We start from the raw sequence: 22644 nt of genomic DNA on the forward strand, positions 1-22644 counted from the left end.
ACAAGAGGATGGGAGCATGGACGGTACTTCTGCAAGTCCCCAGCAGATGAACGCGCAACAGCGTTCGGCGCATATCCGCGAAGTGGTGCTCGCCGAAGGTGCGCGCCTGCGCCAGCAACACCCCTGGTTGCTGCATCAGGACGCTCTGGGCGCGGGCATCCTGGCGTTCGCCTTGCTGGGTATGCTGGGCTCGGCGGCGCTCTATATCACCGGTCACATGGCTTGGTGGGCCTGCCTGCTGCTCAATGCGTTCCTCGCCTCACTGACCCACGAGCTGGAACACGACCTGATCCACAGCATGTACTTTCGCAAGCAGCGCCTGCCGCACAACCTGATGATGGGCCTGGTGTGGCTGGCGCGGCCGAGCACCATCAACCCGTGGATCCGCCGCCATTTGCACCTCAACCATCACAAAGTCTCCGGCACCGAAACCGATATGGAGGAACGTGCGATCACCAACGGCGAACCCTGGGGGGTTGCGCGCTTGCTGATGGTGGGCGATAACGTGATGTCGGCGTTTATCCGCATGCTGCGCGCCAGGACCTGGAGCCACAAACTCAAGATTCTCAAACGCTCGCTGCTGGTCTACGCACCGCTGGCGCTGCTGCATTGGGGCGCGTGGTACGTGTTTCTCGGCTTCCACGTCGCCAATGGCATCGCCAGCCTGCTGGGCGCGCCAATCGCTTGGTCCGCCGGCACCTTGCAGATGATGCAGATGATCGACATCGCCGCCGTGGTGATCATCGGCCCCAACGTGCTGCGCACCTTTTGCCTGCACTTTGTCAGCTCCAACATGCACTACTACGGCGATGTGGAACTGGGCAATGTGATCCAGCAAACCCAAGTGCTCAACCCTTGGTGGCTGTGGCCGCTGCAGGCGTTCTGCTTCAACTTCGGCAGCACCCACGGGATTCATCATTTTGTGGTGAAGGAGCCGTTCTACATTCGCCAGATGACGACCAGGGTGGCGCATAAGGTCATGGCCGAGATGGGCGTGCGCTTCAATGACTTCGGGACGTTTGCACGGGCCAATCGGTTCGGTTTTCCACCGCCCGCAAGCTCTCGATCAGCGCCTTCGCCGCTGGCGACAAGCGACCCCCAGCGCGGCTGATCACGCCGCAGCGGTTGTTCAAACTGTCGAGTGTATGGGGCAGGTTGCGCCAGTGCAGCGCCTTGAGTTCGCCACTGGCCAATGAGTCGACAAAGGCTTCTTCGGCCCCCAGGCCAATGGTGTCGGACTGGCGCACGATGCTCGCCAGTGCGGTGAACTGTTCCAACTCGATAGCGGGCGCAAAGTCGATACGCCCGCTGAGGTTGGCGAGCAATTTACGAATGCCTGGCGCGATCAATGGCGTGGCCAACGGGTAGTCGAACAGGTCATTGGTGGACAGGCTGTCCTTGGCCAGCAGCGGATGACCCGCGCGGCAGAAAAACACACTGCGCCGAGGCATGAGTGTTTGGGTACGAAAATTCGGATCGGCCTCGAAGTGGCGCACGTCGGCGATAAAAAACTCGATCTCTTCACGATTGAGGCTGTGCCCGAGCCTCTCCCAGTTATCCACCTGCAACGCACTGCGTACCTTGGGATAGGCCGTGATAAATCGCGCCATGGCCTGTGGAACCAGATTGACCGCCGCCACCGCGTCGCTGCCGAAGCGCACTTCACCGGCGTCGAGCTTGGTCATGCATGTGACCTCATGGCTGAGCCGGGCGGCGCCTTGCACCAGGCTCAGGGCATGTTGCAACACCACCTCGCCTTCTGGCGTGGGGCGCAGATCCTTGTGGGCGCGGTCGACCAGCACGCAGCCGAACTCCTGTTCCAGCCCCTGAATACTGCGGCTGAACGCCGGTTGAGTAATACCCATGGCGTCGGCGGCGCGCACAAAGCTGCGGTGCTCATTCAGCGCGATGAAGTAGCGCAGTTGGCGAAGATCCATGGCATGCCGGCGTCCTTGGGAAGAATAGGGATTTTAGGGGCCTGGCTTATTCCGTCAACGAAGCTCTATTAATTTAAGTAGACCTAAAATGCATATCTATAGAGCAGGTGCGCTGCGATAGGTAGCCGGGCTGAACACCCGCGTCACCACCAGCATCGCCAGCGCGGTCACCGTCAGCACCACCCAGGCGCTGGTGAAGTGGCCGGTGAGTTCGCGCAGCCAGCCGGTCATCCATGGCGAAACCGCGTTGATCAGAAAGCCCACGCCCTGCACGAAGGCCGCCAGTTGCCCGGCTTGGCGAGGGTCGCGGTGATGGTCTAGGGTCAGCAGCAGGCTCAGGGCAAAACAGGCGCCCAGGCCGAAGCCGCACAAGGCCACCCACAGGTGGGGAAATTGCAGCGGCGCCAGCAGCAGGCCGAGGTAGCCGATGGTCTGGGCCAGCAGGCTGATACCGAGCAACGGCCGACGGTCGATGCCGCGTTGCGCCAGCACGGGCATCAAGAGCGCGGCGATCACTTGGAAGATCGTCATGAAGGCCAGTAACGAGCCACTGGGCAACACGTCCCAACCCAATTGCTGATAGTAGGCCGGCAGCCACGCCACCAGGCTCATGTAGCCGCAGTTCACCAGCCCGAAATACAGCGCCAGCAGCCACGCGCGCCGATTGCGCAGGCCTTTGAACGCGGGCACCACCTGTGGATTCCTCGCCGCGCCCAGCGGCAGCCAGGCCCACAACAACAAGGCGCCCAGCGCCGGCAACAGCCACACGCCCAACCCCGCCTGCCATTGCTGGAAATGCGTGGCCACCAGCGGGCTGAGCAGCGCTGCCAGCCCGCCGCCGGCCATCAGTGAGGCCGAGTACACACCCATCGCCACCGGCACGCGATGACGGAATTCGCGCTTGATCATCGCTGGCACCAAGGCCTGGATCAGCGCCACACCGGCGCCACCGAGCAAGGCCGTAACCAGCAATACCGAGCCCTGGCCCATCCACCAACGCGCCAGGCAAGCCAGCAGAATCAGCATCAAGCCCAGGGCGATACCGCGTCGTTCACCCAACCGCGCTTCCACGCGCACGCCTACCAGCGCCACCAGGCCCATGCACACCACCGGCAGGCTGGTGAGCAGGGCGCTGCTCTGGAAGCTCAGGCCGGTGGCCTGGCGGATCTCGCCGAGCAACGGGCTGATGGAACTCAGGATCGGCCGCAGGTTCAGGCCCAGCACCACCAGCAGGCCCCAGCCGGCGAAGGATTTATTGAGGGTCATGCAGCGCCTTTGCACTTCGGTAAAAGAGGCGTGAGTATGGCCAGCGCCCCCGGTATTCTGAAATTAAATATAACCATGCCAACCAGTGGCAACGAGAATGATCATGTTCGATCCCGTATTGCTGCGCAGCTTCGTCGCCGTGGTGGATTGCGGCAACTTCACCCGCGCCGCCGAGCGCCTGCATTTGACCCAGTCCACCGTCAGCCAGCAGATCCGCCGCCTGGAAGACGCAGTGGCGTGCCAGTTGCTGGACCGCGATCAACGGCGCGTCGTCGCCACCGCCGAGGGCGAGCGCTTGCTGGCTTACGCGCGACGCATTCTGGCGCTGCACGAAGAGGCTGCCGATGTGTTGATCAACCAGCAAAGTGACGGTGTGCTGCGCCTGGGCGTGCCGGAAGACTTTGCGGCGCAGCGACTGATGCCGTTGCTGTCGGCGTTTGTGCTGGCGTATCCACGGGTGCGCCTGGAGGTCACCAGCGGCCTGGGGCCCGAGTTGCAGCGCCAGTACCGCAATGGTGAATTCGACGTGTTGCTGGTCAAGCAGATGGGCAGCAGCGATGACTGCCTGGCGTCGTGGCCCGAGCCGTTGTGCTGGGTAGACAGCCGCAGCACGCCGTGCCTGGGGCGCGATCCTTTGCCGTTGGTGGCATTCCCCGTGGGCGGCCTGTACCGCAATGAAATGCTGCACCACCTGGAAGTGAGCGGCTGGCGCTGGCGTATCGGCTATTCCAGCGCAAGCCTGGCCAGCGTGTGTTCGGCGGTGGCGGCGGGGTTGGGTGTGAGTCTATTGCCGCTGAGGGTGGTGCAGGCCGGACATGTAATAGTCGGCGCAGAGAGCGGTTTGCCCGTGGTGCAGGGCGTGCGCCTGGCGTTGTATGCACGCGGCGGTCTGAGCGCGGCGGGGCAGTGTTTACAGGCTGAACTGTTCGATTTGTGCGCAAACAGCCCCGTTGAGCCATGCCTCTACTGAATATTTTGAATGCCTGAAATGCATTGAAAAACGCCGCCTTTACGCCAGGCCGCGCAGGTCGTGGCTTCGCCGTGTGCATGGCTTTTATTTATTCGATTTTTGTCTATGTATAACTTTAAAGATTACTTTAAGAGATAAGTGTGCGGCGTCGATGATTCAGCCCTGGACGGCCTTCCACGCAGGCCCGTCGGTTTTTGTTTCAAACACCGTAGGGAGTGAATCAATGGGCAATGTCCAGACCGCCGCCGGTGCACACGAGGCGCCATGGCGCCAGGCACCGGGTGGCGAGTTGGTCGACCTTGGCCGGCCGCACCGCGCGCCGTTGGGGCAACTGCGTTTGCAGCGAACTCCCAAGCGCTTTTCGAGTCGGCGCGAAGGCGTTCTGTTGGGGTTACTGGTGTTGGCCCTGCACGGTGCGGTGATTTATTGGGTGAGCCAGAAGCCCACCCCCGTGCTGCCGATTGTGCCGCCGGAGATTCCACCGATGACCATCGAATTCTCCAGGCCCGCGCCACCTGTGGTGGAACCGCTACCGCACGTGCCGCCGCCACCGCCTGTGGTCGAGCCACCGCCAACGGTTGTGGATGAAGTGGCCGCCAAGCCGGCGCCGAAAAAAATACCGAAACCCAAGCCGGTGCCTAAACCCGTGCCCAAGCCGGTCGCCAAACCGGTGGAGCAGCCACCTGCGCCGCCATCGCCTGCGCCACCTGCTCCCGCGCCCGCCGCACCGCCTGCGCCGGCCCCGGTAACGCCTGCTTCGGCCAACGCCGCCTACTTGAAGAACCCGGCGCCCGAATACCCCTCACTGGCCCAGCGCCGGGGTTGGGAGGGCACGGTGGTGTTGCGGGTACAGGTGCTGGCCAGCGGTAAGCCGGGCGAGATCCAGATCCAGAGAAGCAGCGGCCGCCAGCAACTCGACGACGCCGCCCTGGCCTCCGTGAAGCGTTGGAGCTTTGTGCCGGCCAAGCAGGGCGATGTGGCCCAGAACGGCTGGGTCAGCGTACCGATCGATTTCAAGATTCACTAACTATTGCGCTGCGGGGTGTTGCACGCGCCGCGACTTGCACAGAGGGAAAACATCATGGCATTGGCATCTCCACTTGAATCCATCGAAAGCACGGTGATCTGGCTGCTGGTGGTCTTTTCGGTCGTTACCTGGGGCCTGGCGCTGCTCAAGGGCGTGCAGTTCGGTCGCCTCAAGGCCCAGGATCGCAAGTTCCACAGACAGTTCTGGGCGGCATCGAGCCTTGACTCCGCGGCCGAACTGGCCGAGACCCAACCCGGCGCCGCCGCCCGCGTGGCGCAGGCCGGTTACGCGGCGATCCAGGTGGGCGATGCGCCCCACGCTGCCGACCTGAGCCAGGCGATCAACCACCAGGACCGCCTCGAACGCGCCTTGCGCCAGCAAATCGTGCGCGAGCGTCGTTCACTGGAAACCGGCCTGGCCGTGGTCGCCAGCATCGGCAGCACCTCGCCGTTTATCGGTCTGTTCGGCACGGTGTGGGGGATCATGGAAGCGCTCAAGGGCATCAGCGCCGCCGGGTCCGCCAGCCTGGAAACCGTGGCCGGGCCGATTGGCGCGGCGCTGGTCGCCACGGGCGTGGGGATCGCGGTCGCGGTACCGGCAGTGCTGGTTTACAACTACTTCCTGCGTCGCTTGAAGCTGACGGCCGCGGACCTTGACGACTTTGCCCACGATTTCTACAGCCTCGCGCAGAAAAACTCGTTCCGCGTGCTGCTGCATCCCACGCTGAACAAAGCCGGCGCCGGCAACCCGCAAAAAGTGAAGGAGGCGTCCTGAAATGGCCTTTTCCACGCAGGACAGTGATGAGGTACTGAGCGAGATCAACGTCACGCCCCTGGTGGACGTGATGCTGGTGCTGCTGGTGGTGTTTATCGTCACCGCGCCGCTGTTGACCAACGCTATTCCGATCAGCCTGCCCAAGACCGAAGCCGTGGCGCCGGTGGAGCAGAAGGACCCGCTGGTGGTAAGCATCGACGGCGCCGGCAAGCTGTTTATCAACAAGGACGAAATCCAGCCCGGCCTGCTGGAATTCAACCTGCAGGCGGCCAAGGCCAAGGACCCCGATGTACGGGTGCAACTGCAGGCCGACGACGGTGTGAATTACGGCGAAGTGGCGCGAGCCATGGCGTCTATCGAGCGCGCGGGCATCACCAAGTTGTCGGTGATTACGGCACGGTAGCGCTCAGTTGTGAGTTTTGGGCTGCAAGCTGCGAGTAAAAGCCGATTTGCTTCGTGCTTGTAGCGTGCAGCTAATAGTTAAGCTGTTTTCAGGCCGTCTCCTTGGCAGGGTGCGGCCTTTTTTTTGCTTCTGATTTGCCGCTTGCCGCTGAAAACTTGAAGCTTCTTTTTGGTTATTAATAAATAGCTTCTTATTCCTTAGCGAACATAATCCTCCTCCCTATACTGATCAACAACGTTAAACGCTGCAGGAGGGCACACCCATGCACAGCGAATCGATTCGTTACCTGATCGTGCCGGGCTGGCAAGGATCGCCAGAAGATCATTGGCAAACCCATTGGCAGAACAGCCTGCCCAACAGTGCGCGCGTGGAGCAGGCCGATTGGCTGACGCCGCGCCGCGAAGATTGGGTGGCGGCGCTGGCCGAGGCCATCGCCGCCGACAGCACGCCGGTCATCCTGATCGCCCACAGCCTGGGTTGCATCACCGTGGCACATTGGGCGGCCACCGCGCCGGCGCACGTGCTGCGCCAGGTGCGCGGCGCCCTGTTGGTGGCGCCGGCGGATGTCGAACGGCCAGCCTGCTCGCCTGCCTTGCGCAACTTCGCCCCCATCCCGACCGACCTGCTGCCGTTTCCCAGCCAGGTGGTCAGCTCCGACAACGACAGTGCCGTCAGCACCCCGCGTGCGCTGGAACTGGCGCGTAACTGGGGCGCCGAAGCCGGCATCCTTTCCGGCGCCGGGCATATCAATGTGAAGTCCGGTCATCAGCGCTGGGAGCAGGGGTTCGCCTACCTCTATCGTCTGCAACACCGCCTTGAGCATCACGCCCGGCGTAGTGCGTAACCTTCTTTCAACGCCCCGTCCCTGAGTGGATTGGGGCGGGAGCCTGCCATGAGTCTGCATGAAACCTTCGGCCAGCCACTGCTGACCTTTCCCGACGCCGAAAAAAGCCCTTTGAGCATCCGCGCCAAGGCGCTGGTGTTCGTCGATCCCCGCTCCCGCCAGTTGCGCGAAGACCTCGAAAGCCTTGCACCCCGCGCCTTGCCCGTGTTGATTCGTGGCGAGACCGGCAGCGGTAAGGAATTGCTGGCGCGGCATATCCACCGTGGCAGTGACCGTACCGGTTTGTTTGTCTCGGTCAATTGCGGCGCGATCAGCCCTACGTATGCCGATGCCGAGTTGTTCGGCTATGCCGCCGGTAGCCACAGTGGCACGGCCAGCAGCCGCGCCGGATGGTTCGGTTCGGCCAATGGCGGCACGCTTTACCTGGACGAAATCGGCGACTTGCCGCTGCCGATCCAGGTCAAGTTGCTCGCCGCGCTGGAAAATCACGAAGTCACCCGCGTTGGCGCCCATCAACCCAGCCCGGTGGACGTGCGCCTGGTGGCGGCCACCAGCATCGACCTGGCCCAGGCGGTGGCGGCGGGCAAATTCAATGAGCGCCTGTTCCATTACTTGAGTGAAGGGCAACTGGATCTGCCGGCGCTGCGCGAGCGGGTCGGCGATATTCTGTCGCTGGCCGAGTATTTCCTCGGCATCTACAGCCAGCGCCTGGACCTGCCGGTGCCGCTGATCAGCGACGATGCCCAGCGTGTACTGGAGCGTCACAGTTGGCCGGGCAATACCCGTGAACTGGAAAACGTCATTCACTTTGCCTTGCTAGTGAGCAGTGGCGACGAGATTTTGCCCGAACATTTGAACCTGCCGGTGGCCGGTTCGCCGTTGGAGCAGGTGCAGCGCATCTTTAACACTGCCAGCCCTGCGGAGCAGGAAAGCCTGCGCAAATTCCTACATGAGCAAAATGGAATATCAACGTGAATAAAAGATATTGTTCGGGAATAAAAAATCTAGGTATTGTCCGCTTCACGCCGCGATAGCACTTCGCTGGCACCCCACATAACAAGGGCCGTCACAGACGACCCGGAATTCCGATAAGGACACTGTATGAAAAAGGTTCTGTTGTTTACCGCACTGGCGGCTGCCCTGACTGCCGGCTTCGCCCAAGCCAACGAGAAACTGGTGGTGGCTGCCACTCCGATCCCGCATGCCGAGATCCTTGAGTTGATCAAGCCGACCCTGGCCAAAGAAGGCGTGGACCTGCAGATCAAGGTCTTTACCGACTATGTGCAACCCAACACACAGGTCGCCGAGAAACGCCTGGACGCCAACTACTTCCAGACCCTGCCGTACCTTGAAAACTTCAACAAGGGCAAGGGCACGAATCTGGTGACCGTGATCGGCGTGCACGTAGAACCCATCGGCGGCTATTCGAAAAAGATCAAGAAAATTGAAGACCTCAAGGATGGCGCCATCGTAGCCATTCCCAACGAAGGTTCCAACAGCGGTCGTGCCCTGTTGCTACTGCAAAAGAACGGTCTGATTACCCTGAAAGACCCGACCAATGCCTTGTCCACGCCCAAAGACATCAAGGAAAACCCCAAGCACCTGAAATTCAAGGAGCTGGAATCGGCCCTGCTGCCACGCGTGCTGGATCAGGTTGACCTGGATGTGATCAACACCAACTACGCCCTGGAAGCCGGCCTGAACCCGGCGAAAGACGCGCTGATCATCGAAGACGCCAAGTCGCCATACGTGAACTTCCTGGTGGCCCGCCCGGACAACAAGGACAGCGACGCTATCCAGAAGCTGGCCAAGGCCCTGACCAGCCCGGAAGTCAAAGCCTTCATCGAGAAGAAGTACAACGGCGCGGTCGTGCCGGCGTTCTGATCGAGCGGTAAAACCCCTTCAAGGTTTCAACGCCGATGGCTTGCATAGCGTCGGCGTTTTTTTATATCTGGCATTTGGAATACGGTAAAAACTGTGGGAGGGGGCTTGCTCCCGATAGCGGTGTATCAATAACAGATGAGCTGACTGACACACTGCTATCGGGAGCAAGCCCCCTCCCACATTTGATTTTCATCTCATATTCGATTTTCGGTGGTTTAGAGACCCCGGCTATTGATCGCCCGACGCAACGCCACCAACCATTTCACCAACTCCTGCGGATCAATCGGTTTCGCTTTGTTCATGGTTCAATCCTTCGAAAAGCAGACCCCCCAACCATAGCCGTCACCCGCCAATCCCGCGAATTCCGAGGTTATCTTTTTGGGTGATATCAATATGCTATTTTGGTATTTAAATTTTACTTTTTATACCTTTAAAGTTCGCGCTACCCGACGTTACCCACGTCGGAACGGACTGCGCTCGCGGCATTACCCATGCGGCGATATGGACTACCCATGACCTTCGATTTCGCTTTTATCCTCAGCACCTTGCCGGCGTTTCTGAACGCCGTGGGGGTGACGCTGCAAGTGGGCCTGATCGCCATTGCCACCTCACTGCTGGTGGCACTGATCAACGCCGCGCTGCTGGTGTTTCGCACGCCCTACCTGTCGCGCCTGGTGGCGCTGTACGTGGAGCTGGCGCGTAACACACCGCTGCTGATCCAACTGTTCTTCGTGTACTTCGCCTTGCCGGCCCTGGGTTTGAATATCTCCGGGTTCTGGGCGGCGATCATCACCATGACCTTTCTCGGCGGTGCCTACCTCACCGAAGTGCTGCGCGCCGGGGTGGAAGCGGTGCCGCTGGCACAGATCGAGTCGGGCAAGTCCATCGGCCTGTCCGACTGGCAGTTACTGCGCCATGTGATCCTGCCCCAGGCCGGCATCCTCAGCCTGCCGGCGCTGTTCGCCAATTTCATCTTCCTGCTCAAGGAAACCACCGTGGTGTCCGCCGTGGCGGTGCCGGAAATTCTCTACACCACCAAGAGCTACATCGCTCTCTACTACAAAACCTACGAGATGCTCGCCGTGCTGACGCTGATTTGCGTGCTGTTGTTCCTGCCGCTGTCGCTGCTGCTCAGCCGCCTGGAAAGGAGGCTCCAGCATGGCCAGTTCGGGTCTTGAATTGTTGTGGGTGTCGTTGCCGCAACTGGGCAAGGGCGCTGCACAAACCCTGTCGATTTCTTTCCTGAGCATCGCCTTCAGTACGGTGGGCGGTGTGTTGTATGGCGTGTTGCGCACGCTGAACAGCAAGCTGATCAACGCCGTGCTGCGGGTGTATCTGGAGCTGTTCCGCGCCATTCCGGTGCTGGTGTGGTTGTACCTGTTGTTCTTCGGGATGCCGATTTTCTTTGGCTTGAGCATCCCCAGCTTCTGGTGCGCGGTACTGGTGCTGTCGCTGTGGGGTGCCAGCGAGGTGGGCGAGGTGGGCGAGGTGGTACGCGGCGCCCTGCACTCGCTGCCCCGTGGCCAGCGTGAAGCCGGCTTGTCGATTGGCCTGTCGGACCCGCAGCTCTACGGTTATGTGCTGCTGCCCCAGGCCCTCAAGCGTATGACGCCGCCGACCATCAACGTCTACACGCGCATCATCAAGACCAGTTCCCTGGCGGTGTTGATCGGCGTGGTGGACGTGATCAAGGTCGGCCAGCAAATCATCGAGCGTACCTATGAGTCTGTGTTGATCTACGGCGCGCTGTTCCTGTTCTTCTTCTTTATCTGCTACCCGTTGTCGGCTGCCTCCAAGGTGCTGGAACGGCGCTGGGCCCAAGCATGAGCGCATTGATCGAGTTTCAGGGTTTCAACAAATTCTTTGGCGAGCAGCAGGTGCTCAAGGGCATCGACCTGAGCGTGCACAGCGGCGAGGTGGTGGTGATCCTCGGCCCCAGCGGCTGCGGCAAAAGCACCTTGCTGCGCTGCCTCAATGGGTTGGAAGTCGCCCACAGCGGCAGCCTGCGCTTTGCAGGGAAAGAGCTGCTGGATAAAACCACCGACTGGCGCCAGGTGCGCCAGGACATCGGCATGGTATTCCAGAGCTACCACCTGTTCCCGCACATGAGCGTGCTCGACAACATCCTGCTCGGCCCGCTCAAAGTGCAAAAGCGCGACCCCCGTGAAGCGCGTGCCCAGGCCGAAAAACTACTTGAACGCGTGGGCCTGGCCGACAAGCGCGACGCCTTCCCGCGCCAGCTCTCCGGCGGGCAGCAGCAACGCATCGCCATCGTCCGCTCGTTGTGCATGAACCCGCAGGTCATGCTGTTTGACGAAGTCACCGCCGCCCTCGACCCGGAGATGGTCAAGGAAGTGCTGGAGGTGATCCAGGGCCTGGCCCGCGAGGGCATGACCCTGCTGATCGTCACCCATGAAATGGCCTTCGCCCGCGCCGTCGCCGACCGCGTGGTGTTTATGGAGGCCGGCCGCATCCTCGAACACAACACCCCCGAGGCATTCTTTACGAACCCGCAAACCGCACGCGCGCAGCAGTTCCTGGAGAAGTTCTCCTTTGTTTCAACACTGCCCAAAAAGATCAAGGAACTGGAACTGATATGAAAAAGTTACTGCTGCCACTGTTGGCCGTCGCCTTGCTGGCCGGCTGCGATAAAAAGGCCGAAGAGCCGGTTAAACCTGCGGCTGTCAGCTACATCGATAAAATCAAGGCGCGCGATAAGCTGATTGTCGGCGTGTTCACCGACAAACCGCCGTTCGGCTTTGTGAATGAGGCCGGTCGCTACGTCGGCTTCGATACCGACATCGGCCGCCAATTCGCCAAGGACCTGCTGGCCGACGAGAACAAAGTCGAATTCGTCGCGGTGGAGCCGGCCAGCCGTATTCCGTTCCTGCAAAGCGACAAGGTCGACCTGATCCTCGCCAACATGACCGTCACGCCGGAGCGCAAGGAAGCGGTGGACTTCACCAACCCCAACCTGAAAGTCGCGGTACAGGCCCTGGTGCCGAATAACAGCGCGGTCAAAAGCCTGAACGACCTGGCCACCCGTACCACCATTGTCACCACCGGCACCACTGCCGATATCTGGCTGACCAAGAACCACCCGGATTGGAAACTGCTCAAATTCGAGAAAAACTCCGAGTCGCTGCAAGCGCTGTCGGCCGGGCGTGGCGATGCCTATGCGCAGGACAATCTGGTGCTGTTCAGCTGGGCCAAGCAGAACCCTGGCTACCGTGTGCTGGAAGAAAAACTCGGCGACGAAGCACCGATTGCGCCAGCGGTGAAGAAGGGCAATATCGAACTGCGCGACTGGGTGAATGCCGAGTTGGCGAAGTTGGGCGAAGAAAAGTTTTTGCTCAAGCTGTACGACCAATATGTGCGTAAAGAGCTGAGCGATGAGACCAAGCCTGAGAGTGTGATTGTTGAAGGCGGTAAATGGCAGGGCTGACTCCCAACTGATCTTATACCGCTATCGGGAGCAAGCCCCCTCCCACATTTTTATTTGTGAATACATTCAAATGTGGGAGGGGCTTGCTCCCGATGAGGCCGGCCCGGTCAGCCCTTATTCCGGCCACTGCCACGCCGGCGCATCCAGAATCCCCTGCCCGACGATCTGCGTCTCGCCCATCACCTTCTCCAGCACAATCGAATTGCACGCCTCATCCTGCTGCAACGCTGCAATCAACCGACTGGCATGGGACACCACCCATACCTGGCACTGCTGTGACGCCTGGATGATCAAGCGCGCCAACGCCGGCAGCAGATCCGGATGCAGGCTGGTTTCCGGTTCGTTGAGCACCATCATGGTTGGCGGTCTTGGCGTCAGCAGCGCGGCGATCAGCAGCAGGTAGCGCAAGGTGCCGTCCGACAGTTCGGCCGCCGACAACGGCCGCAGCAAACCCTCTTGATAGAGCTCAATGGCGAAGCGTCCACCCTGCAAGGGCTCGATATTCAACCGCGCCCCAGGAAACGCATCACTCACTGCGCGCTGCAACGCTTCGGGGTCACCGATTTCGCGAATGGTCTGCAACGCGGCGGCCAGATCGCGGCCATCGTGATGCAGCACCGGCGTGCGCGTGCCCAGTTGGGGTTGGCGCACCGGTGCATCCACATCGCTGCGAAAGTGATCATAAAAACGCCAGCCGCGGATACTTTCGCGCAGCAGCAGCACTTCCGGCGAACCGCGCAGGCTGCCGACCTGGTCAAAAAGGCTGTGGTAGTTCGGGGTGTGCTGGGCCAGTACGTCCCAGGCACGGCCATCGCGGGCGCGCACCATAGGGCCCGAGCGTTGCACCAACAGGCTGGCCGGGCGGTAGAGGTGGCCGGCCCAGATGCACTCTTTTTTCACCTCCGGGTCCAGGGAGAAGTAGGACAGGGTCTTCTCCGGCAGGCCGAGGGAGATCGCGTAGCTGAAATCTTCGCCGGCAAAGCCCAGGCGCAAGCGCTTCACGCCGTGACGCACGATGGGCTCCACCGGCACATCGCCGTTGCGCATGCGTCGACTGATGGTTTCCGGGCCAGCCCAGAAGGTCGAGTCCAGACCGCCCTCACGGGCCAGTGCATTGATCACCCCGCCCTGTGCGGTTTCGGCCAGCAGGCGCAACGCTCGGTAAAGGTTGGACTTACCACTGCCATTGGGTCCGGTCACCAGATTCAAGCGACCCAGGGGCACCACCAATTTATTGATTGAGCGGTAATTGGCCACCGCGAGGGTTTTGAGCATGAGCATTCAGTCGGTTTGGGAACCCTTGGAGTATGGGAGTCTCCATGCAGATAAGGAACCCTGAACTAAGCTCACAGTCGCATACACACTGGCACAATCGCATCGCGCAAAAGGAGCCTGCATGGGCGGTCGTATTTGCACTTGTATTTTCGGATTTGGCTTGTTGATGCTGCTGAGCGCGTGCGGTCAGGAAAAGACCGAGCCCAAGCAGCATTCACGCGTTTTTGTGCAAACCGTGCAGCCGGCGGATTTCGCCGCGGCCGTCACGCTGACCGGGGATATCCAGGCCCGCGTGCAAACCGATCTGTCGTTTCGCGTGGGTGGCAAGATCATCCAGCGCATGGTGGACGTGGGCGACCGCGTCAGCGCCAGGCAAGTGCTGGCCAAGCTCGACCCCAAGGATTTGCAGACCAACGTCGATTCCGCCCAGGCCCAGGTGGTGGCCGAGCAGGCGCGGGTCAAGCAGACGGCTGCGGCCTTTGTGCGCCAGCAAAAACTCCTGCCCAAGGGCTACACCAGTCGCAGCGAATACGATTCGGCCCAGGCCGCCTTGCGCAGCAGCCAAAGTGCGCTGGCCGCGGCGCAGGCCCAACTCGCCAACGCCCGCGAACAACTGGGCTATACCGCGTTGATCGCCGAAGCCCCCGGTGTGATCACCGCGCGCCAGGCCGAGGTCGGCCAGGTGGTGCAGGCCACCGTGCCGATCTTCAGCCTGGCCCGCGATGGCGAGCGCGATGCGGTGTTCAACGTCTATGAGTCGCTGCTGGTGGAACCGCCGACCGACGCGCCGATCACCGTCAGCCTGCTGGATAACCCTGCGATCACGGCCCAAGGCAAAGTGCGGGAAGTCACCCCCGCCGTGGCCGCCAACACCGGCACCGTGCAAGTGAAGATCGCTCTGCAAGCCTTGCCCAAGGGCATGGAGTTGGGCTCGGTGGTGAGCGCCACCGCCAATGGGCCGGCCAAACCGAGCATCGAATTGCCGTGGTCGGCACTCACCAAGGACCTCAGCGAACCTGCTGTGTGGCTGGTGGACGGTGACGGCAAGGCGCAACTGCACAAGGTCAGCGTGGCGCGCTACCTGACCGGTAAAGTCATCATCGGCGACGGCCTCAAGGGCGGCGAAAAAGTCGTGGTGGCCGGTGGGCAATTGCTGCACCCCGGCATGATCGTCGAGATCGCTCAGCCAGGAGCCCAGCCATGAAGCGCCTGACGGTGTTACTCGCGGCCAGTCTGTTGCTGGTCGCCTGTTCGAAGCAAGAACCGCCGCCCGAGCCCGTGCGCCCGGTGCTCTCCATGGAAGTGAAATCCGAAGACCAGGAAACCCTTGGCCGTTTCGCCGGCACCATCCAGGCGCGCTACGAAAGCAACCTGGGCTTTCGTGTGCCAGGGCGTATCGCCCGCCGCGCCGTGGATGTGGGCGCCGAAGTGGAGAAGGGCGCCTTGCTCGCGGTGCTGGATCCCACCGATCAACAAAACCAGTTGCGCGCCACCCAGGGCGACCTCGCCCGCGTCCAGGCGCAGTACATCAATGCCCAGGCCAACGCGCGGCGCCAGCAGGAATTGTTCAATCGCGGTGTCGGCGCCCAGGCCCAGCTGGATGTGGCCCAGACCGACCTGAAAACCACCCAGGCTAGCCTCGACCAGGCCCAAGCTTCGGTCAACCAGGCCAAGGATCAGCTCAATTACGCCGAACTGCGCACCGACCACGCCGGCATCGTCACTGCCTGGAACGCCGAGGCCGGCCAGGTGGTCAGCGCTGGCCAGCAAGTGGTGACCCTGGCCCGCCCGGACATCAAGGAAGCGGTGATCGATCTGCCCGCCGGCCTCGCCGAGCGCTTGCCGCCGGACGTGGTGTTCCTTGTTGCCGGGCAATTGGACCCCAGCGTCAACACCACCGCCATCGTGCGCGAGATCGAACCCCAGGCCCAGAGCGCCACGCGTACCCGGCGCGCGCGCCTGAGCCTGAGCGAGACGCCCGCCGCGTTTCGCTTGGGCACGGCGATCAGCGTGACCTTGAGCAGCGCCATCGCGCCGCGCCTTGAGGTGCCGGTCAGCGCCTTGCAGGAAGTCGACGGCAAGACCCGCATCTGGATTCTCGACACCCAGAGCCAGACCGTGCAACCGCGTGACGTCAGCGTGGTCAGCCGTGACACCAGCAACGCCTTGCTCAACGCCGGGGTCAAACCCGGCGAACGGATAGTCACCGCCGGCGTGAACAGCCTGAAACCCGGGCAGAAAGTCAAAATCGACGAGGACAGTCCGCGATGAAACGCAGCTTCAACTTATCCGACTGGGCCCTCAAACATCAGTCCTTCGTGTGGTACCTGATGTTCGTCGCGCTGCTGATGGGCGTGTTCTCGTACATGAACCTGGGCCGCGAGGAAGACCCCTCGTTCACCATCAAGACCATGGTCATCCAGACTCGCTGGCCGGGCGCGACCCAGGAAGAAACCCTCAAGCAGGTCACCGACCGCATCGAGAAAAAACTCGAAGAGCTCGATGCCCTCGATTACGTGAAAAGCTACACCCGGCCGGGTGAGTCCACGGTATTTGTGTTCCTCAAGGACACCACCAGCGCCAAGGCCATCCCGGAGATCTGGTACCAGGTCCGCAAGAAGATCGACGATATTCGCGGCAGCTTCCCCCAGGGCTTGCAAGGGCCATCGTTCAACGATGAATTCGGTGACGTGTTCGGCTCGGTGTACGCCTTTACCGGTGATGGTCTGTCCATGCGCCAGCTGCGCGACTACGTGGAGCAGGTCCGCGCCGAAATCCGCTCGGTGCCGGGGTTGGGCAAGGTCGAGATGATCGGCCAGCAGGACGAAGTGATTTACCTGAACTTCTCCACGCGCAAACTGGCGGCGCTGGGTGTGGATCAGCGCCAAGTGGTGCAGAGCCTGCAATCGCAGAATGCCGTGACGCCGGCCGGGGTGATCGAAGCCGGGCCGGAGCGGATTTCCGTGCGCACCTCGGGGCAGTTCGCCTCGGAGAAGGACTTGGCCAACGTCAATCTGCGTCTCAATGATCGCTTCTATCGGCTGGCGGATATCGCCGACATCAGCCGTGGCTACGTCGACCCGGCGCGGCCGATGTTTCGTTTCAATGGCAAGCCGGCCATCGGCTTGGCCATCGCCATGCAGAAGGGCGGCAATATCCAGTCGTTCGGCAAGGCCCTGCACACGCGCATGGATGAGCTGACCGCTGACCTGCCGGTGGGCGTCGGTGTGCACAAAGTGTCCGACCAGGCCGAAGTGGTGGAAGAGGCCGTCGGCGGCTTTACCAGCGCCTTGTTCGAAGCGGTGATCATCGTGCTGGTGGTGAGTTTTATCAGCCTGGGTATGCGTGCCGGGCTGGTGGTGGCGTGCTCGATCCCATTGGTACTGGCGCTGGTGTTCGTGTTCATGGAATACAGCGGTATCACCATGCAGCGGGTCTCGCTGGGCGCGTTGATTATCGCCCTCGGCCTGTTGGTGGACGACGCGATGATCACCGTGGAGATGATGATCACACGCCTGGAAAAAGGCGAAACCAAGGAACAGGCGGCCACTTACGCCTACACCTCGACGGCGTTCCCGATGCTCACCGGTACCTTGGTGACCGTCGCCGGTTTTGTGCCGATTGGCCTCAACGCCAGTTCGGCGGGCGAGTACACCTTCACCCTGTTCGCGGTCATCGCGGTGGCGATGCTGGTGTCGTGGGTGGTGGCGGTGCTGTTTGCGCCGGTGATCGGCGTGCATATCCTCAGCGCCAATGTGAAACCGCACAACGCCGAGCCGGGGCGCATTGGCCGGGTCTTCAATGGCGGCATGCTGTGGGCCATGCGCAACCGCTGGTGGGCCATCGGCATCACCGTGGCGCTGTTCGCGGCGTCGGTGTTCTCCATGCAGTTCGTGCAGAACCAGTTCTTCCCGTCGTCGGACCGCCCGGAAATCCTGGTCGACCTGAACCTGCCGCAAAACGCCTCGATCAACGAGACGCGCAAGGCCGTCGACCGCCTGGAAGCGATCATCAAGGACGACCCGGACATCGTCCGTTGGAGCACTTACATCGGCCAGGGCGCGATCCGTTTTTACTTGCCCCTCGATCAGCAATTGGAAAATCCCTACTACGCGCAACTGGTCATCGTGAGTAAGGGCCTGGAAGAACGCGGCGCCTTGATTGCGCGCCTGCAAAAACGCCTGCGTGATGATTTTGTCGGCATCGGCAGCTTTGTGCAGCCATTGGAAATGGGCCCGCCGGTGGGGCGTCCGATTCAATACCGGGTGTCCGGCAAAGACACCGACCAGGTGCGCAAACACGCCATCGAGCTGGCGACCATGCTGGATAAAAACACCCACCTGGGCGAGATCATCTACGACTGGAACGAGCCGGGCAAAGTGCTGCGTATCGACATCGCCCAAGACAAGGCGCGCCAACTGGGGCTGTCGTCGGAAGACGTGGCGCAGTTGATGAACAGCGTGGTCAGCGGTGCCTCGGTGACCCAGGTGCACGACGATATCTACCTGATCAACGTGGTTGGCCGCGCCGAAGACGCCGAGCGTGGCACCCCGGAAACCTTGCAGAACCTGCAGATCGTGACGCCCAACGGCGGCTCGATCCCGCTGCTGGCCTTCGCCACCGTGCGTTATGAGCTGGAGCAGCCGCTGGTGTGGCGCCGCGACCGCAAGCCGACCATCACCATCAAGGCGTCGGTGCGCGATGAGATGCAGCCGACGGACTTGGTGAAGCAACTCCAGCCGGATATCGACAGGTTCAGCGCGGGCCTGCCGGTGGGCTACAAAGTCGCTACCGGCGGCACCGTGGAAGAAAGCGGCAAGGCCCAGGGCCCGATTGCCAGCGTGGTGCCGTTGATGCTGTTCCTCATGGCGACCTTCCTGATGATCCAATTGCACAGCGTGCAGAAGATGTTCCTGGTGGCAAGTGTTGCGCCGCTGGGCCTGATTGGCGTGGTGCTGGCGCTGATCCCGACGGGCACGCCGATGGGCTTCGTGGCGATCCTGGGTATTTTGGCGCTGATCGGCATCATCATCCGTAACTCGGTGATCCTGGTGACGCAGATCCATGAATACGAGCTGGCAGGCTACACCCCGTGGGATGCGGTGGTGGAAGCGACCGAGCACCGGCGCCGACCGATCCTGCTCACGGCGGCTGCGGCGAGCCTGGGCATGATTCCTATCGCGCGTGAGGTGTTCTGGGGGCCGATGGCCTACGCGATGATCGGCGGGATCATCATTGCCACCTTGCTGACGCTGCTGTTTTTGCCGGCGCTGTATGTGGCCTGGTACAAGATTCGCGAGCCCAAGCAGGAGCAACAGCAAACCCGCGGTTAAAAATGTGGGAGGGGGCAAGCCCTAATGCCAGTCAGTTGAGGGACAACACTGTATCTGTGGCGAGGGAGCTTGCTCCCGTTGGGCCGCGAAGCGGCCCCGCTCTTTGTTTACAAAGAATGGGACTGCTGCGCAGTCCAACGGAAGCAAGCGCCCTCGCCACAGGTCACTTTTTACTCCTTCAAAGCCTTAACTGACTGGCATTAGGGCTTGCCCCCTCCCACATTTGTAATGCGTTGTCTCTAAGGTTTGCGCCACACGCTGGCCAACCATGGCTGCTGCTCACGCGGTAATCCGGCGGGGCGGTAGTAGTGCTCCAACTCCACAAACCCCGCCGTCGTCAGCAATGCCTGCCACGCCGCCAGGTCGTGATACGACCCATACCGTGGCCCATTCCAGCCTTCCTGGTTCTCACCCCGTGGGTTGGAGCTGAACAGCACGCCTCCAGGCTTCAACGCCGCGTGCAGTTGCTTGAGCACACGCGGCAGTTCCTGTTTGGGAATGTGAAACAGCACCGCGTTGGCGAAGATCCCGTCGAAGCGTTCGGCGGGCAATTCCAGTTTGAGAAAGTCCTGCTGCAACACCTCGCAGCCGCTGTCTTCGCGTGCCATCTGCGCAAAGCGCTCGGAGCCATCGAGGCCCACGGCAACGTGACCCATGCGGGTGAAGGTCTGCAAATCCCGCCCTGGCCCGCAGCCAAAGTCCAGCACGGTAAACGGTGGCGTGCCCTGGATATGCCGCAGCAACGCGTCGATGTTCTGGCTCACATCGTGGTCGCGGGTGCCTTCGCGAAAGTCCTCGGCCACCTTGTTGTAGTGGCCGAGGGTGGTGGAGGTGATCTGGTCGAGGTCGTCGGGTTTCAGGGTCATGACGGGCAATACCGAATGCGGAGATGGCCCGACTATACCTTGTGGAGCTCAGCGCTTGTTCAGCACCCGCGCCAGGCGATCGCCGCCCAGTTGAATCACCGCCACCAACACCACCAGCAGCACAATCACTGTGAGCATGATCTGCGTATCGAAGCGCTGGTAGCCGTAGCGGTAGGCTATGTCGCCCAAGCCACCGGCGCCAATCGCGCCGGCCATGGCCGACGAGTTGATCATGGTCACCAGGGTGATGGTGAACCCGCCGACAATCCCCGGCAGCGCCTCGGGCAACAGCACATGCCAGATAATGTGCCAGCGCCGGCAACCCATGGCTTGCGCGGCTTCGATCAGGCCGTGGTCGACCTCGCGCAGGCTAACCTCGGCAATGCGCGCGAAGAACGGCGTGGCGGCGATGGTCAGCGGTACAACGGCCGCCCACACGCCATAGGTGGTGCCGACGATCAGGCGGGTGAACGGGATCAGCGCCACCATCAGGATCAGAAATGGAATCGAACGGAACAGATTGACGAACGCCCCCAGCACGCGGTTCAACGCCGGTGCCTGGTAGATGCCGCCCTTGTCGCTGGTGACCAGAAACACCGCCAGCGCAATCCCCACCAGCAACGCGATCAGCGACGACACGCCGACCATCAACAAGGTATCGATGGCGCCCTGTACTAAACGATCAAACCACATAGCCCAGCACCTCCACCTGTTGTGCCCAGTTCGCCGCGCGCGTGCGCAATTCCTCGGCGCTGTGTGTTGAGCCATTCACCGCCAGCAACAGTTGCCCAAGCGCATGCCCCTGGATACGTTCCACACCGCCTTGCAGCAGGCGGACGCGCCCACCCAGGGCGCCGAACAGCGCGGCCAGGTCCGGTTCGTCGCGGCCATTGCCGGTGAGTTGCAGGCGCAGCACCACGGCCGCGTCAGGCGACGGCGGCGTGGGATGCAGACGGCTTTGCAGCTCTTGCGGCAGCCCATGTTGCAACGGTGCCAGCAGGGTTTTGCTGACGTCGTGCTGCGGGTTGCCAAACACTTCCCACACCGGGCCTTGCTCGACGATGTGCCCGTGCTCCAGCACCACCACGCGGTCGCAGATGTCGCGGATCACCGCCATCTCATGGGTGATCAACACAATGGTCAGGCCCAGACGCTGGTTGATCTCACGCAGCAGGCCGAGGATCGATTGCGTGGTTTCCGGGTCCAGCGCCGACGTGGCTTCGTCGCACAGCAGAATCTCCGGGTCGTGCACCAGCGCACGGGCGATGCCCACGCGTTGTTTCTGCCCACCGGAGAGTTGTGCCGGGTAAGCCTTGTGCTTGTCCTGCAAGCCCACCAGTTCCAGCAGTTCGCGCACCTTTTGTTCACGCTGGGGCTTGGGCACGCCGGCAACTTTGAGCGGTAGCTCAACGTTCTGCCGCACCGTCTTGGCCGACATCAGGTTGAAGTGCTGGAAGATCATGCCGATGCGTCGACGCAGCGCCACCAGGTGGTCTTCGTCAAAGTCGCCGATGTCCACTTGATCGATCAGCACACGCCCGCTGCTGGGTTGTTCCAGGCGGTTGATGGTGCGGATCAGCGAGGATTTCCCGGCGCCGCTGCGGCCGATGATGCCGAACACTTCACCGCGCTGGATCGCCAGGTCGATGCCTTGCAGCGCGTGCACCTGGCCGTCGTAGGTTTTGCCCAGATTGATAAAGCGCACGTGGGCACGGTTCAAGTCCGGATGCAGTTCAGTCTGCTCGGCGTCCCTGGGCGCGGTGTCCAGGTCACGCAGTCGGGCGTTGGCGGCGCTCATTTTTTAGCTTCCCAACCGACCTGGTAGAGCTTGCCCAGGGATTTATCCAATGCCGCGCGCACCACTGGTGAATGCTGGTAGATGTCGACGAACTTGATCACGCGCGGGTCGGTTTTGCTCTTGGGCTGGATCACGAACTGGATCACGTATTCCGGGTGGTCGAGGCCATCGAACAGTAGCGCCGATTCGGCATCGAAGGTCTTGGACAGGCGGATGTATGCCGGGTAGCCCTGCACCAGGTCGGCGTCGTCATAGGCGCGCACCAGTTGCACGGCTTCCACTTGCAGGATCTTGATCTTTTTCGGGTTGGCGACGATGTCTTCTTCGGTGGCCTTGTAGCCTACGCCCGGCTTGAGCGTGATCAGCCCGGCCTTGGCCAGCAGTTGCAGGCCGCGACCGCTGTTGATCGGGTCGTTGGCAATCGCCACGCTGGCGCCTTCGGGCAGGTCGTTGAAGCTTTTGTACTTCTTCGAATACAGCCCGACGTTGTTGATGATGCCCGGCGCGAACGGCACCAGGTCAAACCCGGCGGCGGCCTTGGCGTTTTCCAGGAAGGGGATGTGCTGGAAGTAGTTCACATCGATATCGCCGGCCGCCAGGCTGACGTTGGGCGCGATCCAGTCGGTGAACTCCACCAGTTCGACCTTCAGGCCTTGCTTGTCGGCTTCGGCCACGGCGGCTTCCAGGGGAATCGCGAAGGCGGCGGTGGTACCGACCTTGAGCGGCGCGTCAGCGGCGAACACCGCCGAGCTGAACAGACCGAGGGCCATGGCCAGTGCTTTGACTGGGTGAGAGAGCAGTATTTTTTTCATGGTTGATTTC

General features: G+C 61.7%; 22 protein-coding genes. 15 read left to right on the top strand and 7 right to left on the bottom strand.

Translation table 11 applies throughout. From position 1 onward, the window contains the following. Positions 1-16 precede the first annotated feature (16 nt). Entirely contained in the window at positions 17-1111 is a 1095-nt protein-coding gene (locus PSH66_RS01160) for a fatty acid desaturase (RefSeq protein ID WP_003170970.1), read from the top strand. Here the strand turns inward: PSH66_RS01160 and PSH66_RS01165 are convergent. Together PSH66_RS01165 and PSH66_RS01170 are read right to left on the bottom strand one after the other, a co-directional pair. Further along, positions 1002-1937, bottom strand: coding sequence for a LysR family transcriptional regulator (locus PSH66_RS01165; RefSeq protein ID WP_141064652.1), 936 nt, complete (start codon positions 1935-1937; stop codon positions 1002-1004). The two genes, PSH66_RS01160 and PSH66_RS01165, sit on opposite strands and share 110 nt — an antisense overlap. A 96-nt stretch (positions 1938-2033) precedes the next feature. Further along, entirely contained in the window at positions 2034-3203 is a 1170-nt protein-coding gene (locus tag PSH66_RS01170; protein ID WP_305428223.1) for a CynX/NimT family MFS transporter, read from the bottom strand. 103 nt (positions 3204-3306) lie between these two features. Here PSH66_RS01170 and PSH66_RS01175 point away from each other — a divergent pair, with 103 nt between their 5' ends. The 11 genes from PSH66_RS01175 to PSH66_RS01225 all read left to right on the top strand — a co-directional run bounded on the left by PSH66_RS01175 (position 3307) and on the right by PSH66_RS01225 (position 12550). Further along, a complete protein-coding gene (locus PSH66_RS01175; protein ID WP_003170974.1) occupies positions 3307-4173 on the top strand; it encodes a LysR family transcriptional regulator in 867 nt (288 codons plus the stop codon). 223 nt (positions 4174-4396) lie between these two features. Continuing rightward, complete coding sequence (locus PSH66_RS01180) at positions 4397-5200, top strand: energy transducer TonB (RefSeq protein WP_305428224.1); 804 nt, start codon at positions 4397-4399, stop codon at positions 5198-5200. A gap of 54 nt (positions 5201-5254) precedes the next feature. Beyond that, a complete protein-coding gene (locus PSH66_RS01185; RefSeq protein WP_003170976.1) occupies positions 5255-5974 on the top strand; it encodes a MotA/TolQ/ExbB proton channel family protein in 720 nt (239 codons plus the stop codon). 1 nt (position 5975) lies between these two features. After that, positions 5976-6377: a biopolymer transporter ExbD gene (locus PSH66_RS01190; protein ID WP_003170977.1), complete on the top strand. Its 402-nt coding sequence runs from the start codon at positions 5976-5978 to the stop codon at positions 6375-6377. Positions 6378-6639: 262 nt separating this feature from the next. Then, the gene (locus tag PSH66_RS01195; protein ID WP_141064646.1) at positions 6640-7221 is read left to right on the top strand and encodes an alpha/beta hydrolase; all 582 of its coding nucleotides are present in this window, start codon (positions 6640-6642) and stop codon (positions 7219-7221) included. Between the two features lie 48 nt (positions 7222-7269). Then, positions 7270-8196, top strand: coding sequence for a sigma 54-interacting transcriptional regulator (locus tag PSH66_RS01200; protein WP_078731071.1), 927 nt, complete (start codon positions 7270-7272; stop codon positions 8194-8196). A gap of 126 nt (positions 8197-8322) precedes the next feature. Further along, positions 8323-9105, top strand: coding sequence for a MetQ/NlpA family ABC transporter substrate-binding protein (locus PSH66_RS01205; RefSeq protein WP_305428225.1), 783 nt, complete (start codon positions 8323-8325; stop codon positions 9103-9105). A 512-nt stretch (positions 9106-9617) separates the two neighbouring features. After that, positions 9618-10283 (top strand): amino acid ABC transporter permease, encoded by a 666-nt coding sequence (locus PSH66_RS01210; protein WP_065941074.1) that lies wholly within the window; start codon positions 9618-9620, stop codon positions 10281-10283. Then, positions 10264-10932, top strand: coding sequence for an amino acid ABC transporter permease (locus PSH66_RS01215; RefSeq protein WP_305428226.1), 669 nt, complete (start codon positions 10264-10266; stop codon positions 10930-10932). Before PSH66_RS01210 ends, PSH66_RS01215 begins: the two co-directional genes overlap by 20 nt. After that, positions 10929-11705: an amino acid ABC transporter ATP-binding protein gene (locus PSH66_RS01220; protein ID WP_141064644.1), complete on the top strand. Its 777-nt coding sequence runs from the start codon at positions 10929-10931 to the stop codon at positions 11703-11705. The genes PSH66_RS01215 and PSH66_RS01220 overlap by 4 nt, the downstream gene beginning before the upstream one ends. After that, a complete protein-coding gene (locus PSH66_RS01225) occupies positions 11702-12550 on the top strand; it encodes a transporter substrate-binding domain-containing protein (protein WP_305428227.1) in 849 nt (282 codons plus the stop codon). The genes PSH66_RS01220 and PSH66_RS01225 overlap by 4 nt, the downstream gene beginning before the upstream one ends. Positions 12551-12664: 114 nt before the next feature. Here the strand turns inward: PSH66_RS01225 and PSH66_RS01230 are convergent, their stop codons facing one another. Beyond that, the gene (locus PSH66_RS01230) at positions 12665-13825 is read right to left on the bottom strand and encodes an AAA family ATPase (RefSeq protein ID WP_042945533.1); all 1161 of its coding nucleotides are present in this window, start codon (positions 13823-13825) and stop codon (positions 12665-12667) included. Between the two features lie 121 nt (positions 13826-13946). Here PSH66_RS01230 and PSH66_RS01235 point away from each other — a divergent pair, with 121 nt between their 5' ends. From PSH66_RS01235 to PSH66_RS01245, 3 genes are read left to right on the top strand one after another with little or no spacing between them, the layout of a single operon-like run. Beyond that, the gene (locus PSH66_RS01235; RefSeq protein WP_141064643.1) at positions 13947-15029 is read left to right on the top strand and encodes an efflux RND transporter periplasmic adaptor subunit; all 1083 of its coding nucleotides are present in this window, start codon (positions 13947-13949) and stop codon (positions 15027-15029) included. Further along, positions 15026-16096 (top strand): efflux RND transporter periplasmic adaptor subunit, encoded by a 1071-nt coding sequence (locus tag PSH66_RS01240; protein ID WP_305428228.1) that lies wholly within the window; start codon positions 15026-15028, stop codon positions 16094-16096. The genes PSH66_RS01235 and PSH66_RS01240 overlap by 4 nt, the downstream gene beginning before the upstream one ends. Beyond that, positions 16093-19158, top strand: a complete 3066-nt coding sequence (locus PSH66_RS01245; RefSeq protein ID WP_003170993.1) for an efflux RND transporter permease subunit — start codon at positions 16093-16095, stop codon at positions 19156-19158. The genes PSH66_RS01240 and PSH66_RS01245 overlap by 4 nt, the downstream gene beginning before the upstream one ends. A 239-nt stretch (positions 19159-19397) precedes the next feature. On the opposite strand, the gene PSH66_RS01250 is transcribed toward PSH66_RS01245, so the two are convergent. Genes PSH66_RS01250 through PSH66_RS01265 form a run of 4 tightly spaced genes read right to left on the bottom strand, consistent with a single transcriptional unit; the run spans position 19398 to position 22634 of the window. Beyond that, entirely contained in the window at positions 19398-20024 is a 627-nt protein-coding gene (locus PSH66_RS01250) for a bifunctional 2-polyprenyl-6-hydroxyphenol methylase/3-demethylubiquinol 3-O-methyltransferase UbiG (RefSeq protein WP_141064640.1), read from the bottom strand. A 48-nt stretch (positions 20025-20072) separates the two neighbouring features. Further along, positions 20073-20717 carry a methionine ABC transporter permease gene (locus tag PSH66_RS01255; protein ID WP_003170995.1) on the bottom strand — a complete coding sequence of 215 codons (645 nt, stop codon included), beginning with the start codon at positions 20715-20717 and terminating at the stop codon, positions 20073-20075. After that, positions 20707-21822, bottom strand: coding sequence for a methionine ABC transporter ATP-binding protein (locus tag PSH66_RS01260; RefSeq protein ID WP_305428229.1), 1116 nt, complete (start codon positions 21820-21822; stop codon positions 20707-20709). Before PSH66_RS01260 ends, PSH66_RS01255 begins: the two co-directional genes overlap by 11 nt. Next, positions 21819-22634 (bottom strand): MetQ/NlpA family ABC transporter substrate-binding protein, encoded by an 816-nt coding sequence (locus tag PSH66_RS01265; protein ID WP_003170997.1) that lies wholly within the window; start codon positions 22632-22634, stop codon positions 21819-21821. Before PSH66_RS01265 ends, PSH66_RS01260 begins: the two co-directional genes overlap by 4 nt. Between the last annotated feature and the right edge of the window lie 10 nt (positions 22635-22644).

Origin of the sequence: Pseudomonas sp. FP597 (assembly GCF_030687435.1) — a bacterium.
Classification (GTDB): domain Bacteria; phylum Pseudomonadota; class Gammaproteobacteria; order Pseudomonadales; family Pseudomonadaceae; genus Aquipseudomonas; species Aquipseudomonas lactucae.

Bases quoted from the DNA above. Each gene is read 5' to 3' on its own strand.
- PSH66_RS01160 (WP_003170970.1), top strand. From the start codon at position 17: ATGGACGGTACTTCTGCAAGTCCCCAGCAGATGAACGCGCAACAGCGT.
- PSH66_RS01165 (WP_141064652.1), bottom strand. From the start codon at position 1,937: ATGGATCTTCGCCAACTGCGCTACTTCATCGCGCTGAATGAGCACCGC.
- PSH66_RS01170 (WP_305428223.1), bottom strand. From the start codon at position 3,203: ATGACCCTCAATAAATCCTTCGCCGGCTGGGGCCTGCTGGTGGTGCTG.
- PSH66_RS01175 (WP_003170974.1), top strand. From the start codon at position 3,307: ATGTTCGATCCCGTATTGCTGCGCAGCTTCGTCGCCGTGGTGGATTGC.
- PSH66_RS01180 (WP_305428224.1), top strand. From the start codon at position 4,397: ATGGGCAATGTCCAGACCGCCGCCGGTGCACACGAGGCGCCATGGCGC.
- PSH66_RS01185 (WP_003170976.1), top strand. From the start codon at position 5,255: ATGGCATTGGCATCTCCACTTGAATCCATCGAAAGCACGGTGATCTGG.
- PSH66_RS01190 (WP_003170977.1), top strand. From the start codon at position 5,976: ATGGCCTTTTCCACGCAGGACAGTGATGAGGTACTGAGCGAGATCAAC.
- PSH66_RS01195 (WP_141064646.1), top strand. From the start codon at position 6,640: ATGCACAGCGAATCGATTCGTTACCTGATCGTGCCGGGCTGGCAAGGA.
- PSH66_RS01200 (WP_078731071.1), top strand. From the start codon at position 7,270: ATGAGTCTGCATGAAACCTTCGGCCAGCCACTGCTGACCTTTCCCGAC.
- PSH66_RS01205 (WP_305428225.1), top strand. From the start codon at position 8,323: ATGAAAAAGGTTCTGTTGTTTACCGCACTGGCGGCTGCCCTGACTGCC.
- PSH66_RS01210 (WP_065941074.1), top strand. From the start codon at position 9,618: ATGACCTTCGATTTCGCTTTTATCCTCAGCACCTTGCCGGCGTTTCTG.
- PSH66_RS01215 (WP_305428226.1), top strand. From the start codon at position 10,264: ATGGCCAGTTCGGGTCTTGAATTGTTGTGGGTGTCGTTGCCGCAACTG.
- PSH66_RS01220 (WP_141064644.1), top strand. From the start codon at position 10,929: ATGAGCGCATTGATCGAGTTTCAGGGTTTCAACAAATTCTTTGGCGAG.
- PSH66_RS01225 (WP_305428227.1), top strand. From the start codon at position 11,702: ATGAAAAAGTTACTGCTGCCACTGTTGGCCGTCGCCTTGCTGGCCGGC.
- PSH66_RS01230 (WP_042945533.1), bottom strand. From the start codon at position 13,825: ATGCTCAAAACCCTCGCGGTGGCCAATTACCGCTCAATCAATAAATTG.
- PSH66_RS01235 (WP_141064643.1), top strand. From the start codon at position 13,947: ATGGGCGGTCGTATTTGCACTTGTATTTTCGGATTTGGCTTGTTGATG.
- PSH66_RS01240 (WP_305428228.1), top strand. From the start codon at position 15,026: ATGAAGCGCCTGACGGTGTTACTCGCGGCCAGTCTGTTGCTGGTCGCC.
- PSH66_RS01245 (WP_003170993.1), top strand. From the start codon at position 16,093: ATGAAACGCAGCTTCAACTTATCCGACTGGGCCCTCAAACATCAGTCC.
- PSH66_RS01250 (WP_141064640.1), bottom strand. From the start codon at position 20,024: ATGACCCTGAAACCCGACGACCTCGACCAGATCACCTCCACCACCCTC.
- PSH66_RS01255 (WP_003170995.1), bottom strand. From the start codon at position 20,717: ATGTGGTTTGATCGTTTAGTACAGGGCGCCATCGATACCTTGTTGATG.
- PSH66_RS01260 (WP_305428229.1), bottom strand. From the start codon at position 21,822: ATGAGCGCCGCCAACGCCCGACTGCGTGACCTGGACACCGCGCCCAGG.
- PSH66_RS01265 (WP_003170997.1), bottom strand. From the start codon at position 22,634: ATGAAAAAAATACTGCTCTCTCACCCAGTCAAAGCACTGGCCATGGCC.